Here is a 17,151-nt window from a genome sequence, read left to right as displayed (position 1 = left end):
ATGAAGCCCATCTCCATATCCCGGTGCACCTCCTATGACCCTGATGAGGTGGAGACGGCAATCAGGGAATGCCTCCAACTCCTGGGCGGAGCAGGAAGGTTTGCATCAAGGGGGGACAGGGTACTGCTCAAACCAAACATGCTGATGGCGGCAACGCCTGAGAGGCATGTTACAACACACCCAGCAGTCGTTGAGGCCACGGCCAGGGTCTTCATTGATACCGGTGCAGAGGTCAGAATTGGTGACAGTCCAGGAGGATCCTTCAGGAACATAGAGAGGTTCTGGAGGGCCACCGGAATGCTGGATGTTGCAGGGCGGCTTGATATTGAACTTGTGAACTTCGAGGCTTCAGGTTCATACATCATCCAGGGCTACCCGGTATCAAGGCCCGTCATTGACAGTGATGTGGTGGTGAACCTCCCCAAGATAAAGACCCACAGCATGACCATCTTCACATGTGCGGTTAAGAACATGTACGGCGCCGTCCCTGGATTCAGAAAGGCGGAATACCACAGGGAACACCCAAGGCCCTCTGATTTCGCTGAGAGGCTCCTTGAGATCTACAGGATCACGGCACCGTCCATCACCCTCGTTGATGGGATAACAGGCATGGAGGGTAACGGGCCATCAGGCGGAACACCCAGGGATATAGGCCTTATACTCGGATCAGAGGATGCCATGGCCCTTGATGTCTACATACCATGGATACTGGGGATGGATCCTGAAAGGATACCTGTTAATGCAGCGGCCAGGAGGATGGGTCATCACAGGGACCCTGATGACGTGGAGGTCCTTGGTCATGAACCAGAAAGGATTGAAGATTTCAGATGGCCATCAAACATTTACTACACACTTGACCTCCTTCCCTCGGGACTTGCAAGGGCCCTTATGAGGTTATGGTGGTCAAGACCAGCCATAGACCCTGATAAATGCAGAAACTGTAACCTGTGTGTTGAGAGCTGTCCGGTGGATGCATTAAGTCCTGGGGTGATAATCCCAGAGTTTGATTACGGTGAATGCATCAACTGCCTATGCTGTATGGAGGTCTGTCCCCATGCAGCATTCTATCAGGATAAGAGCTTACTCTACAGGCTCACAGGAAGGTTCTCAGGGATACTTAAATAGGAGCACTCAGCACCCTTTACAGTTGTTTATGCACCTGTATTGGATAGGAGTCTTTCAGTGCCCGGGGCGGCAGGGATGATAAATATTATTAGATTTTTTACTTCCTCAGTGTTCAGCGACAAAACGGTAGAACTGCGGCAGGGATGATAAATATTATTAGATTCTACAGCTAAAATATGGTTGGAGGTGCTTTAATGGAATTCTATACAGAGGAAATTCCCTTAAGGACATCAAAGAGGCTTGAACTCATTGACGTAACATCAAGGGTCTCTGAGGTTCTTAAGTCATCCGGAATAGGAAACGGAATATTGAATGTGTTCTCAAGGCATTCAACATCAGCCATATTCATAAATGAGAATGAGACACGGCTTACCGGTGATGTTGAGTCCATACTCAAAACACTTGTCCCGGAGGATTCATCCTATGGACATAACATCATTGATAACAATGCAGATTCTCATCTGAGGGCGGTGCTCCTTGGAGGAAGCCAGACAGTACCTGTTATCAATGGATCACTGGATCTTGGCACATGGCAGAGCATATTCTTCGCTGAATTTGACGGACCCCGGAACCGGAAGATCAGGGTCTCGGTTGCAGGTAAACCAATGGAATAAGGTTTTTATCAGGGATTATGCCTTGATACCCCTAAGGGCGCTTTCAGCAGGGTAATCGGATTTCATGGGATGCTCTGACCAACCCATGGTACTGCAGGGAGGATGTTATCCAGCCAATCATGGTTCATAGGGACCCTGCAGGTTGCAGCCCCCGGAACGCTGCAATCACCCCCATTTTCCATAATAAAAATTAATGTTCAGTTTTCCCTGAACTCTATTTCAAGGGCGATGACAGGGTACTCGAGGCCGAAGCCTTCAAGGACCTCGGGGTGTATTTCACCGAAGAATCCTGTTATTGATGATGATTCACCCCTGGATTCAATGGAGGCGCACCGGCCCCCTATGAAGGATGGATGATCCATGGCCTCTATCCTGAACTCATATCCAAGGTTTTCAACCACAGCGGCTGCAATTGATTTCATCTCGGTGAAACCTGCACTGGAATGGGTTACCGCACATGCAAGCTTCTTCACAACCCTAGTCCCGGTCTCCATCTCAGGGTCAGGGTAGACAACATCACCCACCTCAAATATCCTCTGGGGGAGATCCTCATGCTTGTTATCCTCAAAGAACTCCAGCAGACCATTCAGAAGACTCTTCCTGAGCATGGTCCTGTCCTGTGATATTGGCTGGGCCACCTCAACCCTTTCATCCACCTCAAGCCTCATCTTACTGTAGTGGTTCTCCTCATTTGTGAGCATGAGGCTCATGACCTCCTGGAATCCCAGGCCTATCATAACCTCCCTTATGAATTCATCGGCCCGGTTCCAGCTATCCTCCTCTGCAATGGTGGCGATCTCTGGCAGTTCAGGTTCAATCCTCCCGATACAGTACTGTACTGCAATGTTCTCAACAAGGTCCACTTCATGGAGGACTTCAACCCTGTAGGCGGGGATGGATGCAAGTACCTCATCCTCAGAGACAATCTCTGCATCCATACGGGCCTTCATCAGGAGTTCCCTGACGGTTTCAGGGTCCAGTTCAAGGCCTGTGAGCCTGCTGGCCCTTTCCACTGAGACGGTCATATTTTTTGGTGAAAGGTCAGGGGCCCTGAATTCACCGTCGGGGCGTTTTATGGTGACAGATTTTATGCTCCCCCCTGCCTCTGCAAAGGAGGTGCATATGATGTTGAGGGTCTGCTGCACAGCCCTTTCATCAGTACCCGTAACATCCACCAGTATCCTTTCCGTTTTCTCGGTGAGCTTGGTGAGTTCACCGTTGATTATGGGGGGTATGGAAAGGACATTGCCACGGGAGTCCGTTATAAGGGGGTACCTTTCATGTTCCCTAAGGAGGTGCGCGTACTTAACACCCTTGGGGTGTTCCTCCAGTATCTCCCTGGGTGTCATCTCACATACACTGTCCAGCGGCGTGAAGGAGACAGCCTCAGGTTCCACACCCTGATAGGTGAAGGGGCCCCTGACAGCGTCAAGGTCATGGATGCCTATGGCGACCTTCTTACGGTCCCTTCCTATAACCCAGTGGAGGTCCTCCTGGAACTCCATGACCTGTTTCAGTTTTTTATCATTGAATCTAACGCCGTCAATGACTGCCATTCCAATGTACGGCCTCACCCCAAGGACGGTTTCATCCACGGTGACCTCAAGGCCCGAGTCCCTGACCTCATACTCAGGCATCCCCTTCTCAATACCCAGGAACCCCCTGAGGCTCCTTGCAACACCCTCAACAGAGAGGAGGTCCGGTCTGTTCGGGAAGAACTCAACCTTAACACCTTCATCATCAAAGTCCTCAATGTCACTCCCCATCATAGGGAGGACCTCTATGAGTTTCTCTTTATCAATATCAATGCCCAGTTCCTTCAGATCCTCATAATCAAATGTTATAACTGGCATGGTGGTCTCTCCGGTAAGTATGATAAATTAACTTATCATTTCTATACAAATAAATAATTAACCCGGCTGTTATTCTGCCGATATTTTTGTATTCAAGGTGTCTGCTGTTGTTGATGGTTTCCCTATTACAGTATCAACCCAGGTACAGGTTTCCTGTGGGCCTGCAGGGAGTTAACATATAACTTCTCAACTATATAAAGGGGGAACTCCATAAATAAGAAAACAAGGGGGGGTGTTTTCATGAAACTCTGTTTTCTTCTAATTTTCATTCTCATATTCTATGGAGGACTTTTGGGTGCATCGGCTCTTGAAGGGTCCACCTCCTCCAACTCCAGCTGGCACCAGTGGAAGACGGGTTCAGCTCGCCATGATTCATTCAGGGGTTCTTCAGATTGCTGCTCCGTCATCGTGAATGTTAACGATACCAGCGCGGTCTTCGCATACCGAAGGGACTCGACTTATGCAGCAACACTCAACAGGGTTACTCAAGACTTTCAACCTTCAGGATGAAACCCGGTGAATTTGTAAGTGTCCCTAACAGTCCAGGATACTACCGTAGGGGTTACTATTCACGCTGGAGCACTGACCCGGCAAGGGCTGCCGTTTATGCTGCTGGGACTGACAGTTGGGGTGTTAACAGGAGGAACATACTCACATATGAGGTCCATGCAGGCGAAAATTCAACTTCCATGAAGGTGTATGCAGGCTTTGATGGTGGAAGGCTCATCGGAAGGTACCGCGGAAGACCCGACAATGTGGTGTTCCTTGGAAAATTTATAGGTGCATCAGCAATCCCACGGATACCATCAATGAAACTCCTGGGGTCAGTGAGCCTTGCAGTGAAGACATTATAATCCCTGGAACCTTCTTTTTTCTGTTAGATGAGCTAAAATAAGGAATCAGAGTGTTGAAAATATCATGATGAAGAACAGGGATTCAACGGTGAAATGCAGTGCCCTGTGGTACAGCCAGCCATGATCAACACCGGTGGCCTGATGGTAAAGGTCAACGACGAGGTGAATCAGGGCCGCAAGGAACCCTATCTCCACCGATATAAAGACAAGTGACAGTACGATGAAGTGGAAGAGCGCCTCAAGGCCCTCATGGACCAGCCAGAGCTGTATGTTTGATGAGACCGTCTCCTTGATGATTCCAGCTAAAAGTATATAAAAGTCAAAGAACACATTCCAGAGTATCTTTGTATGTATCTCATCACTTATTGCAAGGAACAGGGCTATATAGAACCATATTAACTCCATTGGTATTCACCATTTCCTTCCAGGAACTCTTTAACTCAATTCTTCTACAAACTTAGAGTATTCGAACATCTTTATAAAGATTGGGTAGCGAATTATTATCATATGATGCTTTCAGGATTCACACTTCCATAGCAGGGAGAGAATAAAAATGACCGATAATCAGATTCCAAAGGATTACGACCATAAAAACGAGGCTAAATGGCAGAGGAAATGGCAGGAAGATGACATCTACCGTTTCGTGGGGTCAGGGACAAAACCGAGGTACATAATAGACACACCACCACCGTACCCTACGGGTTCAATTCACATGGGCCACGTCCTCAACTGGGTCTACATGGACATAATAGCACGTTTCAAGAGGATGCGGGGCTTTGATGTCCTCTTCCCCCAGGGATGGGACTGTCACGGCCTCCCCACAGAGGTTAAGGTTGAGGAGACCCACAATATAAGGAAGAGCGACATACCCAGGGATGAGTTCAGGAGGCTCTGCGTTGAGCTCACACAGGAAAACATAGCGACGATGAAGGAGCAGATGCAGCGCATGGGCTTCAGCCAGGACTGGAACCGTGAATTCATCACCATGACCCCCGAGTACATGAGGAAGACCCAGCTATCATTCCTTAAGATGTACAGGGAGGGACTCATATACCAGGGCGTCCACCCTGTTAACTGGTGCCCCCGCTGCGAAACAGCAATAGCCTTTGCAGAGGTTGAATACACAGAAAACGAGACAAACCTCAACTATGTCAGGTTCCCTGTTGATGGTGCAGATGAGGATATAATGATAGCAACAACAAGGCCAGAACTCATGGCAGCATGCGTGGCCGTTGTTGTACACCCCGATGATGAGAGGTTCACAGGATTTGAGGGCAGATCCATAGAGGTGCCCATCTTCGGACAGAAGGTTAAACTCATAAAGGACCCTGATGTGGATCCCGAGTTCGGTACAGGGGCTGTCATGGTATGTACCTTCGGGGATAAAACGGACGTATCATGGGTCAACCGGCACGGCCTCGATGTTATAGAGGCCATAGATGAAAGGGGCTACATGACAGAAGCCGCAGGGAAATATCAGGGCTTAACCATAGCCGAATGTAAGGAGAAGATAGTTGAGGACCTTGAAAGGGAAGGCTTCCTTGTGAAGAAGGAACCCGTGAAACAGAATGTGGGGACCTGCTGGAGGTGCAAGACCCCCATAGAGATCCTTGTCAAGAAGCAGTGGTTCGTTGCAGTCAAAAAACTCATACCACTGGTGAGAGAGGCTGCAGATGAGATGAAATGGATACCTGAACACATGAAGACAAGGCTCCTTAACTGGACTGGTTCCATGGACTGGGACTGGTGCATCTCAAGGCAGAGGATCTTCGCAACACCAATACCAGTATGGTACTGCACCCGGTGCGGAAGGGTCCATGCTGCCAGTGAGGACATGCTGCCAGTGGACCCTACAAGGGAAAAACCTGAAATGGTCTGTGAATGCGGATCCACAGAATTTGAGGGGGAGGAGGATGTCCTTGACACCTGGATGGACAGCTCCATCTCACCCCTTGCAGTGGCAGGCTGGCCCGACCCATCCTTCAGGGAACTCTTCCCGGCAGACCTCAGACCCCAGGGACATGATATAATCAGGACATGGGCATTCTACACCATACTCAGATGTATGGCACTTACAGGTGAGAAGCCCTTCAGTGAGATAGTTATAAACGGTATGGTCTTCGGTGAGGACGGCCACAAGATGAGCAAATCAAGGGGTAACGTGATAGCACCCGAGGAGGTCCTTGAGGATTACGGTGCAGACGCACTGCGCCTCTGGGCTGCAGGGAGCGTCCCTGGCTCAGATGTTCCCTTCGCATGGAAGGATGTTAAATACGGCTACAAGTTCCTGAGGAAGTTCTGGAACGCCTTCAGATTCATAAGCATACACCTCAGGGAAAACAGGGATGATGCAAGGCCAGGCCCCCTTGACAGGTGGATACTATCCAGACTCATGGGCCTTGTAGGGGATGTTACAGGTTACCTCGAAGACTACAACTTCGCCCCGGCGGTTAACAGGATACAGTCCTTCATCTGGCATGACTTCTGTGATGAGTACATAGAGGCCGTCAAGCACAGACTCTACTCAGATGACGACCCTGAATCAAAGAGGGCGGCCCAGAACACCCTGAGGACGGTCCTTGAAACCTGCCTGAAGCTCCTGGCACCAGTAACACCCCACTTCACAGAGGAGGTCAACCAGCATATCAACGAGGGTTCGATCCACCTCTCAGAGTGGCCCGAGTACGCGGAGGAACTCGTTGACCCTGAAATTGAAGCCAGCGGCGACCTGGCGGTTGAGGTTATAGGTGAGATAAGGAGGTTCAAATCATCATCCAAGATGCCCCTCAACAGTCCCCTGAAATCAGCCACCATCTACACCGAGGATGATGGGGTATCAGGGATGCTTGAACCCTTCCTCGAGGACATCGCAGGGACAATGAACATCGCCGAGATAAAACTTGAAGAGGGAAGGCCTGAGATAACTGAGAGGGCAGTTGAACTCACACCCCGAATGGATAGGATAGGACCCGAGTTCAGGTCGGAGGCCCCTGCAATAATATCCTACCTCACCGGGGCAGACACCCAGGAGATCTATGAGGAACTTAAGAGAAATGGTGAAGTTGATATTAATGGAAACAGGGTCACCATGGAGCATGTGGCCTTCAGGAAGGAGGTTATAGGCACCGGAGGGGAAAGGGTGGATGTCCTCAGCATGGACCAACAGGGGATCATCATAGAGATAGTCAGATAAAAGGTGTGATGATGGATCTTATAGTTGAAAGGTCAGAGGGTCTTTCAGGGACTGTTAAGGCACCCCCATCAAAGAGTTACACCCACAGGGCTGTTATAGTAGCATCCCTTGCCGAGGGCCGGTCCATGATAGCCGATCCCCTGGTATCTGAGGACACCCTCTCATCCCTGAGGGCGTGCAGGGCCTTCGGTGTCCGGATCCATGAGGAGGCCCAAGGATGGATGGTTCATGGGAGCGGGGGCGCCCTTGAAACCCCCGAGGATGTGATTGATGTGGGGAACTCAGGGACAACCCTCCGTATAATGACCTCGGTGGCAGGCCTTGCAGAGAACTACACCGTCTTCACAGGGGATGAATCACTGAGAAAGAGGCCCATGCAGCCATTACTGGATGCCCTCCGCCCCCTGGGCGTCACTGCAGTGTCCTCAAGGATGAACGGACTCCCCCCTATAATAGTCAGGGGAGGCTTCAGGGGCGGTGAAACCTCAATTGATGGCCGTGTGAGCTCACAGTTCATATCATCCATACTGATTGCAGCACCCCTATCAGGGGGTGTTGAACTCTCTGTTGAGGGGGAGTTCATATCCAGGCCCTACGTTGACATGACATTGGATGTTATGGGGAGGTTCTCTGTCCCTGTAAGCTACTCTGATGGCATCTTCACCGTGGAACCATCGGTCTACAGGGCAGTGGATTACACGGTTGAGGGTGACTACTCATCTGCATCCTACCTTGCAGGTGCGGCTGCCGTTGCAGGAGGAGAAGTAAGGATACAGAACCTCTTCAGGGATTCAAAACAGGGAGACATGCTGATACTGGACATCCTTGAGGATATGGGTGCCGATGTGAGGAGGGGAGATGACCATGCTGTGGTTTCATCCACAGGTGAACTTGAGGGTGTCAGCGTAGACCTCCACAACGCCCCTGACCTCCTACCCACGGTGGCGGTCCTCGGCGCCATTGCAGAGGGCAGGACTGAGATAAGGGGTGTTGAGCATGCAAGGTACAAGGAGACGGACCGTATAGGGACATGCGCGGCTGAACTCAAAGCCCTCGGGCTCCAGGTCAGAGAACTTAAGGACGGCATGATAATCCAGGGTGATATCACGGGAAAAACAGTTAAATCCCATGGAGACCACCGCCTTGCAATGGCATTCACCCTCATAGGCCTCAGGAGGGGTATAAGGATAAAGGATGGTGATGTTTTCAGCGTATCATTCCCTGACTTCATTGAGAAGATGAACTCACTTGGCTGCAGGTTAAGGTTAGCTGAGCTTTAAACCTTCATTCCCCTCCTTAAGGCATTCCTTAGGCATTAAATATAAAATAGATGCCGACAAATATTTTGGATGTTACACTTAAAAGATATTATGGAATCTGTGAGTTGATTCAGATGAAGAAAAAGGAAACAAAGGTTGTAATCTTTGGGGATTATGATACAGGTAAGACAACCACCCTTGAACAGCTCTGTGACAGGATAACCAAGGTTGAATACAATGGAACAACCGTTGCACTGGATTATGGTAACTGCATGGTTGGTGGTGAGAAGATACACCTCTTTGCAACCCCCGGCCATGAAAGGTTCAAGTTCATGCTTGAGATAATATCCCATGGCCTTGACGCCGCGGTGATAGTGGTTGACAACTCAAGGGGAGTCACCCTTGCAGAGAAGGAGATAATGACAGAACTGGAAGAGAAAAACATACCCTACGTTGTCTTCTCAAACAAACAGGACCTTGACGATTCTGAACTGGAGATTGACAGGGAAGTTGAGGTCATACCAACAGTTGCAACTGAGGGCACAGGCCTTATGAAGGGCCTTGAGATTCTCCTCGAGAAACTCAACTGAAGCCCTAATTTTCGGTGATCCTATCAGGGATATTGAAGGAATAATGGATGGCCTCAGGAGCATCTATTCCCCCAGGGTATTCGAGGACAGGGACCCCTACCGGGTGCTTATAAGGACCATACTGTCCCAGAGGACCCGTGATGAAAATACAGATGAGGCAACGGCAAGGCTCTTTTCAGAGTACCCCTCGATTGAGGATGTTGCCAGCGCACCCCTTGAAAAACTTGAGGAGCTCATCAGAAAGGCAGGGTTCTACCATGTTAAGGCCCGGAGGATAAGGGAGGTTTCAAGGATACTCCTTGAGGAGTACAAGGGGAGGGTCCCTGATGATATCGGCGAGCTCCTGAAACTTCCAGGTGTAGGGAGAAAAACAGCAAACTGTGTACTTGCCTATGCCTTCGGAATACCTGCAATCCCGGTTGACACCCACGTCCACAGGATATCAAACAGGCTGGGACTGGTGGATACAAAGACCCCGGAGGAGACCGAGAAGGCCCTTATGGAGGTAATTCCCGAGGAATACTGGATAGAGCTCAATGACCTCATGGTCCAGTTCGGTCAGGATATATGCAGACCAATAGGACCACGACACGAGGAGTGCCCCATAGCAGAGTACTGTGATTACTACAGGAACCTTACCGCTGATTAGGGATTCTATTTTTAAGGGGCTGGTGAATTTCATGTTCCATGGGTGTCATGGAGTCCGGTGATTGGGGATTGTGTTTTAAGGGATGGGAGGGGATGGATGCTTCGCCCCGCAGGATCAGGTGTTTAAATTTTCTGTTTTTTCATGCTTCCTTTAGAGCAGCAATCTTTTCTGCGAAGGCGCCAAGGACCTTCTTTGAGAGGCCCTCAACATATTTAAGGGACCCTGCACACTCATGCCCTCCACCATCAATAACCGCTTCAGGTATCTCCTCGGCCAGCTCCCATACGATCTCATTGAGGTTGAATTCGAATTTCTCATTAACAGCATCCGTGGCCCTTATAACCCCAAAGTCAGGCCCATAGGCCAGTGTTATTATAGGTCTTTCTTCACCATGCTTCTGGACCATGTAGTCGTGGACGAATCCACATGTCTTTCCAGGGGCAGGGAAGGTGAACCTGTGGGAGTACTTCTCAACGTCAAGGACATTCAGGAGTATGCCGTTGGGGAGCTCAGTTGATTTCAGGTTGGGTATGGCCGCCCTTAACTGGGTGTCAACCTTCCTCTCATATTCCCTGTAAAGGGCATCCACAAGCTTCTTATGCTTATCAAGGCTTCCAAGTCCAAGTATGGTGTCAATTATCCCCCTTCCATTCATGAACCGCAGGTAGAAGGCCTCAAAGTCTATGCAGGCGGCTATCCTTTCAAGGTCCTCCCGGTCATAGCCGCGTTCAGCAGCAAGTTCAATGTAGGATTCAGCCTCCTCGGACCTGGCATGGTCCCCAACGGCTGCAATACCTGGAAGGTGCAGGATCCTCTCGGCGATCTCGGGGTTTATCATCTTTGCTATTTCAACCGAGAGGGCCCCGGCGGTGATCTGGGAGTCTCCACCAACAAGGTAGGGGTTCACGTGTGTATCAATGTATTCATCCACGTCCACACGTCCATCAAGGACCTCACCGGGGTAGTGGTGGTCAACCACAACGATCTCGATGTCATAGATCTTGGCCTTCATAAGGGCCAGTATGTCCTCCTCTGTTGACCCGTTATCAAGGAGCACGAGGAGGGGGAGCTTCTGGCCGTGCCTTTCAAGGTCCTCAAGGGCATAGGAGAGGTCCTTCACAACGTCCTCCAGTTCATAGAAGGGGGCCTTGCTGGGAGCCCTCTTGAAGTAGTGCCACTCAGCGTCCGTGCTCGGGTTAAGGTCCCTCAGGAGGGGCAGAACTGCCTTTTCAATCGCCACACCCGCACATATACCGTCCGCATCTGCATGGTGCCTTACCAGTATGGATCTGCCATCATATATTGCCCTTCTTATGGCCTTGGCGGCTTCAACCATCTTCGGCCTCAGTTTTTCAAGGGTTTCGCTTTCAATCAGGAGGTCCTTCCTCTCGGGCTCAGCCCTCCTGTCTATGGCCTCGTCTATGAGGCGCCTGGCCTCGGCAGCCTCCTTACCTATGAGGCGTTCTATTGACTCTGACTCTATCTGGATCTTGCCGGTGTGCTGGTTAACCTCACCTATAACCTCAACTATGTGGCCTATCTGTATATGGGGGTATACCCTTATACCTGGCTCGTCAAAGGCAGCGGCCCAGGTGGTGCCGGTCTCATCGGAGATGGTGAATATGGTTGGACCGGAGGTCTGCTGAATCTGTATGACCTCACCCACTATCCTCACGGTTTTACCAAGGCTCCTGGTGTCGATATCATCTATCCTTGTCCTTGGAAGGTCCTTTTTTAACTTTATAACCTCGTAGGGGCCCTTTATACTGGCGGGGAGCATGTCAACTTCCCCCTTATGGGGTTTAACATGGGACACCCTCACGAAGATTTCATCCCCCACCTTGTAGTCAGGGAAGAGGCCCCTCATGAGTCCCCAGACGTGGCTGTTCAGACTTACAAATACCCCGTACCTTTCTATCCTTGTGATCTTCCCACGGTATATGCTTCCAACTTCAAGGTCATCCATGGTGCATGCAGGGTGCAGCACATAGACCTTCTCCTTTTCCTGGCAGTCAGGGCAGTATTCCTCCTTACCTTCCAGTTTCTTACCGCATGACGGGCAGATGTTAACCTCACCCCTGCCTCCACAGGCAGGGCACTGCTCCCTTACCTCAACTTCACCCTTCCCCCTGCAGACCTCGCAGGGGACCTCATGGGATTCTTCAAGGTCAAACCTCTGCCTTGCACTGTTTGAAACGCCCTTGAAATGGTCCTTTATATCCTCTGTTGATCTGTAACCTGTTCCATGGCATGCGCTGCATATCTTGTAGGATTTAACACGGTAACCTTTACCCTTACATTCACTACATGACTGAATCATGGTATTCCTCATAGAAACGATTAAATGATAAATCAGTTTATTTATAATGGAGCGGATTATTATTTATATTTGATTGTTACGGTTAGAGTAGGGTGAACCTGAACCCTGATGGTCCAGGAGGATCATTATTTATATTTGTTACTTGGTGGTGGGATCATGGATGATCACAGATTAGGGGATTCCATCAGAGAATTCCTTAATAAAAGGAGACACCCTGATGGTGGTTATACCCTGTTTGAGGGGCTTCCTGATACAAAGAACACCTATTATGCCCTGAGGTCCTTTGAACTTCTGGGTGATGAACCCGGGGGACTTGAGAAGACCCTTGACTGGCTTGAAGATGTCCACAGCAGGGGGAGCTTCGCGGCCCAGGGACTCTTCTACAGGTGCAGTGTGCTGAGGGATTATGGCAGGGACTTTTCAGTGTCCGATAAATTCATCGACCTCCTGAAGGCATCCTACAGGAAATCGAAACTGGAGATAACATATTATATGGATTCTGTCCTCAGGATGCATGGCGAGTACCTTGAGGAGGTACCTGAATGGGTCCTCTCCCAGCAGAACCCTGATGGCGGTTTTGGCAGGTATGGTTCGGATATAATCAACACGTACTTTGCCGTTGAGGTGCTCAAGGGCCATGAAGTTGATGTACCCGAGGGGGTCCTGGAATTTACTGATGGATGTTTCAGTGGAGGTGTATGGAACTTCACCCCCATCTCCTATCCGCCATACATTGAAACGGTCCATGCAGGATTCCGGATCAATGAGATGCTCAGGGGGTCGGGGCTTGATGTGTCTGATTTCGTCATGGGACTAAGGAACCCCGATGGTGGCTTCAGGAGGTCTGTTTATATGGGGATCTCTGAGCCTGAATACACTTACAGGGCACTCTACATGATAATAAAATCTAAAAAAAGGTTATAAGGGGCTAGGGTTTCATTTCCTTTTCTATGAACCTTTTTATATCATTTACACTTGACATGAACTGGGCTGGGAAGATTATTGTGGAATTTTTTTCAGCGGATATTTCACTGAGCACCTGGAGATTCCTTAGCTGTAATGCTATTGGGTGTTCTGCCATAATATCAGCTGCTTCCCCAAGTTTTGCAGCAGACAGGTATTCACCTTCTGCGGTGATAATCTTAGCTCTCTTCTCCCTTTCAGCCTCTGCCTGTTTAGCCATAGCCCTCTGCATACCTTCAGGTAACTTAATGTCCTTTATTTCAACTGTTGTAACATTTATCCCCCATGGTTCGCTGTGGCTGTCAATGATCTCCTTTATCTTCTCATTAATCCTTGCGGTCTCTGAGAGTACCTCATCAAGGGCGAACTGTCCTATAACATTCCTTACCGTTGTCTGGGATATCTGGTTTACTGCTCCGTAGTAATCCTCAATTGCAACAACGGCCTTGAGGGGATCCATGACCTTAAAGTATGCTACCGCCGCAACATCGATGGAAACATTGTCCTGTGTTATTATCTTCTGTGAGGGTATTGGCATTGTCACAATCCTCAGGGAAACCTTGACAAGCCGGTCTATCAGGGGGATTATAAGACGCAGTCCAGGCTCCCTCACACCTATAACCCTTCCCAGTCTGAATACAACACCCCTCTCATACTGGTTAACTATTTTTATGGATAGTGCAGCTATTAACAGCACTATTCCAGTAATTACTGCAAGCAATATATAGTCCATTATAACAACCTCCCACTTACTGTAATTTCTCTTTTATTATTCTTATACTTAGAGAGGGACCTATCATAATATGGAGAATATTACCGAAACTTTTGGATAGACTTCATGAAGAACTGCTACTACTGTTGAAGGGGGTTAAAATAGGGCGTTCCAGGAGTCTTTAAGTGTTCTGGTTAGCATATTATTACTCCTGCTTAATGTTGTCATGGAATCCCATATGGAATGGCCTCAGAGCATCAGGATAATTATACAGGAGCCATACCTAAATATATGGTCTAGATACTCGGGAGGTTGTGAAGAACGCGCAGGGGGTCATGGAGCCATACTTAAATTAGGTCTTGAATAAAAACAGTGCAACAATTTAATATTTCCTTGTTAATGTAATTTTCTGAATTCAAACTCCGCTTCGGAAAGGAGGACTTATCAATGAAAAAATCCACAAAGTTCATAATAATCCTTGGAATTGTAAGTCTGTTTGCTGATATGACATATGAGGGTGCCAGGGGTATAACGGGCCCCTTCCTGGGCTTTCTCGGCGCCAGCGCATTCATGGTTGGATTTGCAGCCGGCTTCGGGGAGCTATCAGGTTACCTTGTAAGGTTCATTTCAGGCCAGATCTCAGAGAGGACAGGACGTTACTGGCTTATAACCTTCACAGGCTACCTCGTTAACCTCATAGCTGTCCCACTACTTGCACTTGCAGGCAACTGGCAGGTAGCAGTTTTACTGATAATACTTGAAAGGCTGGGTAAGGGCCTCAGAACACCCCCCAGGGATGCCATGCTATCCTATGCAGCCTCTGAGATGGGTCATGGAACAGGCTTCGGAGTACATGAAGCCCTGGACCAGATAGGGGCGGTTGCAGGTCCGCTGGTGGTGTTCGCAGTACTGGCCCTTGGAGGGGACTGCAGGGACGGTTTTTTAGCCCTTGCAGTCCCTGCGGTTATTGCTATTTCTGTCCTGGCCCTCGGCTACCTTACCTTCCCACGTCCACGTGAACTTGAAGCATCAACAGAACTTGAGTACAGGGAATTCAGGGGATCCTACTGGATCTACATGGCGGCGGTATGCTTCATAGCACTGGGATATGCGGACTTTCCACTGGTGGGCTATCATCTCGGGATAACAGGGACAATGGAAGCCTCACTGATACCCCTCATATACTCAACCGCCATGCTCATGGATGCCGTATCAGCAGTTCTTTTTGGCAGATACTTTGACAGGTACGGTTTCAGGGTAATGGCCCTGGCGGTCCTTGTCTCAATGTTTTACGCACCATTATCCTTCCTTGGAGGCCCGGCCCTTGCCTTCACTGGCGCCGTCCTCTGGGGTGTGGGTATGGGTGCCCAGGAGTCAGTTATGCGGGCTGCTGTTTCAAGGTTTTCACCTCCAGAGAGGAGGGGTTCTGCCTACGGCACCTTCAATACGATCTTTGGGGTGGCATGGTTCTCAGGGAGTCTCATTATGGGATACCTCTATGGTCTATATTTGCAGGGACTTGTGATTTTCTCAATCACCATGCAGACCGCAGCAATTATCATCATACTCTCCTTGAGAGAATAAGGACTTGAAGGCTTTCTTCAGCAATCAGGGGTGTAATGAGCAACTGGAGCTGAATGATGTTAAATTTTTTTATTCTTTCATGAAAGCCTTCAGAACCGAAAGGTTTATATGAGATTTCATAGAAGTAAGATACCTCGAGGTGATGGAGTCCACCTTTAAATGCTCTTTTTTGGCTGATGACTCCTGGAAGAAAATTTAGGAGGATCTTCCATAAAGGAGGCATTAAATGGAATACGTTGCATTTAGCGTAGCTATTATCATACTGCTTGGACTTCTATTCAACAGGATCTTCAGCAAAATCAAACTTCCGGGCATACTGGGGATGCTGATACTGGGTATCATAATAGGTCCCCATGGACTGGACCTTATATCAAAGAGCATAATGGAGATTTCGCCCGACCTGAGGGTTATAGCACTTATAATAATTCTGCTGAGGGCAGGGTTCGGTATAAACCTTGAAAGCCTAAGGAAAGTGGGGATGACTGCGGTCAAGATGAGCTGCATACCTGATATCACCGAGGGTTTTGCGGTGATGCTGGCAGCACACTACCTGCTTGGTCTGCCACTTGTTGAGGCCGGAATTCTGGGCTTTGTTATAGCGGCAGTTTCACCTGCAGTTATAGTCCCCCAGATGCTTTCATTCATTGAAAGGAGAATGGGAACAGCCAAGGGGATACCCACCATCATACTTACAGGGGCTTCAGTGGATGACGTGGTTTCGATAACTCTCTTCTCGGTTTTCCTTGGAATCTACCAGGGACAGCAGGTCAACCTGCTGGTGGAGGCCATTGGTGTACCTTTATCCATACTTATTGGCATAGTCTCTGGTCTGGCCATGGGCCTTTCACTGGTTTACCTCTTCAGAAGGTTCAGCATAAGGAACAGTGAGAAGACCCTTATAATTCTCGGAGCCGCCATTCTACTTAAGAATGCGGGGGACATTATCAGCGCCTACATCCCGGTAGCTGCACTTATAGGTGTAATGGTAGTTGGCCTTGTTATTCTTGAGAGGATGCCGGATACTGGGATGCAGTTATCTAAAAAATTCAACAAGGTCTGGATCTTTGCTGAGATACTGCTCTTTGTCCTGGTTGGTGGACAGGTCGATATCAGGCTTATAATCCAGCTGGGCTTTGCCGGTCTTGCTGTGATAGTCCTTGGACTTGCAGCAAGGAGCATCGGGGTACTGATGTCCCTGAAGGGTTCAGACCTCAACCTTGGAGAGAAAATATTCTGTGTTGCAGCATATATACCAAAGGCAACTGTGCAGGCAGCTGTAGGTGCAATACCCCTTGCAGCGGGAGTCGCGGCAGGTGAAACCATACTGGCAATGGCTGTACTTGCAATAATCTTCACAGCACCCCTGGGGGCCATGGCAACAAGGGTTGCCGGAGAAAAATTCCTGACAGTCGATGAGGACTATGAGAGGCCCTGA

At 49.2% G+C, this 17,151-nt stretch carries 14 protein-coding genes and 1 riboswitch; of the genes, 10 read left to right on the top strand and 4 right to left on the bottom strand.

The genetic code is table 11. From position 1 onward, the window contains the following. Positions 1-1,125 (top strand): DUF362 domain-containing protein, encoded by a 1,125-nt coding sequence (locus FZP57_RS05480; protein ID WP_191216595.1) that lies wholly within the window; start codon positions 1-3, stop codon positions 1,123-1,125. 194 nt (positions 1,126-1,319) lie between these two features. Further along, positions 1,320-1,739, top strand: coding sequence for a secondary thiamine-phosphate synthase enzyme YjbQ (locus FZP57_RS05475; protein ID WP_074359111.1), 420 nt, complete (start codon positions 1,320-1,322; stop codon positions 1,737-1,739). Positions 1,740-1,936: 197 nt separating this feature from the next. On the opposite strand, the gene pheT is transcribed toward FZP57_RS05475, so the two are convergent. After that, positions 1,937-3,592, bottom strand: a complete 1,656-nt coding sequence (gene pheT / locus FZP57_RS05470; RefSeq protein ID WP_074359110.1) for a phenylalanine--tRNA ligase subunit beta — start codon at positions 3,590-3,592, stop codon at positions 1,937-1,939. A gap of 506 nt (positions 3,593-4,098) precedes the next feature. On the opposite strand from pheT, the gene FZP57_RS05465 reads away from it, so the two are divergent. Beyond that, on the top strand, positions 4,099-4,446 hold the full coding sequence (locus FZP57_RS05465) for a hypothetical protein (RefSeq protein WP_238337851.1): 348 nt from the start codon (positions 4,099-4,101) through the stop codon (positions 4,444-4,446). Between the two features lie 45 nt (positions 4,447-4,491). Here the strand turns inward: FZP57_RS05465 and FZP57_RS05460 are convergent, their stop codons facing one another. Beyond that, complete coding sequence (locus tag FZP57_RS05460) at positions 4,492-4,851, bottom strand: hypothetical protein (RefSeq protein WP_074359108.1); 360 nt, start codon at positions 4,849-4,851, stop codon at positions 4,492-4,494. A gap of 148 nt (positions 4,852-4,999) precedes the next feature. Here FZP57_RS05460 and FZP57_RS05455 point away from each other — a divergent pair, with 148 nt between their 5' ends. The 4 genes from FZP57_RS05455 (at position 5,000) to nth (ending at position 10,137) form a co-directional block, all read left to right on the top strand. Then, entirely contained in the window at positions 5,000-7,639 is a 2,640-nt protein-coding gene (locus FZP57_RS05455; protein ID WP_074359107.1) for a valine--tRNA ligase, read from the top strand. Between the two features lie 11 nt (positions 7,640-7,650). After that, on the top strand, positions 7,651-8,919 hold the full coding sequence (gene aroA, locus FZP57_RS05450) for a 3-phosphoshikimate 1-carboxyvinyltransferase (RefSeq protein ID WP_191216594.1): 1,269 nt from the start codon (positions 7,651-7,653) through the stop codon (positions 8,917-8,919). Positions 8,920-9,032: 113 nt separating this feature from the next. Continuing rightward, entirely contained in the window at positions 9,033-9,488 is a 456-nt protein-coding gene (locus FZP57_RS05445) for an ATP/GTP-binding protein (protein ID WP_074359777.1), read from the top strand. 43 nt (positions 9,489-9,531) lie between these two features. Continuing rightward, entirely contained in the window at positions 9,532-10,137 is a 606-nt protein-coding gene (nth, locus tag FZP57_RS05440) for an endonuclease III (RefSeq protein WP_074359105.1), read from the top strand. A gap of 139 nt (positions 10,138-10,276) precedes the next feature. Here nth and FZP57_RS05435 read toward each other — a convergent pair whose 3' ends face one another. Beyond that, positions 10,277-12,457: a DHH family phosphoesterase gene (locus tag FZP57_RS05435; RefSeq protein WP_074359104.1), complete on the bottom strand. Its 2,181-nt coding sequence runs from the start codon at positions 12,455-12,457 to the stop codon at positions 10,277-10,279. A gap of 156 nt (positions 12,458-12,613) precedes the next feature. Between FZP57_RS05435 and FZP57_RS05430 the strand changes: the two genes are divergently transcribed. After that, positions 12,614-13,381 (top strand): prenyltransferase/squalene oxidase repeat-containing protein, encoded by a 768-nt coding sequence (locus FZP57_RS05430; protein WP_074359103.1) that lies wholly within the window; start codon positions 12,614-12,616, stop codon positions 13,379-13,381. Positions 13,382-13,385: 4 nt separating this feature from the next. Here FZP57_RS05430 and FZP57_RS05425 read toward each other — a convergent pair whose 3' ends face one another. Next, positions 13,386-14,153, bottom strand: coding sequence for a slipin family protein (locus FZP57_RS05425; protein ID WP_191216035.1), 768 nt, complete (start codon positions 14,151-14,153; stop codon positions 13,386-13,388). 426 nt (positions 14,154-14,579) lie between these two features. On the opposite strand from FZP57_RS05425, the gene FZP57_RS05420 reads away from it, so the two are divergent. Further along, positions 14,580-15,716: an MFS transporter gene (locus tag FZP57_RS05420; protein ID WP_191216034.1), complete on the top strand. Its 1,137-nt coding sequence runs from the start codon at positions 14,580-14,582 to the stop codon at positions 15,714-15,716. A 129-nt stretch (positions 15,717-15,845) separates the two neighbouring features. After that, positions 15,846-15,909, top strand: a riboswitch (Fluoride riboswitch). A gap of 33 nt (positions 15,910-15,942) precedes the next feature. Beyond that, complete coding sequence (locus tag FZP57_RS05415) at positions 15,943-17,151, top strand: sodium:proton antiporter (protein ID WP_191216033.1); 1,209 nt, start codon at positions 15,943-15,945, stop codon at positions 17,149-17,151.

This window comes from Methanothermobacter sp. THM-1 (assembly GCF_009914355.1).
In the GTDB taxonomy this organism is placed as follows: Archaea; Methanobacteriota; Methanobacteria; order Methanobacteriales; family Methanothermobacteraceae; genus Methanothermobacter; species Methanothermobacter wolfei.
The sequence above is the reverse complement of the archived record's forward strand: the minus strand, read 5'-3'. Positions and strand labels throughout refer to the sequence as shown.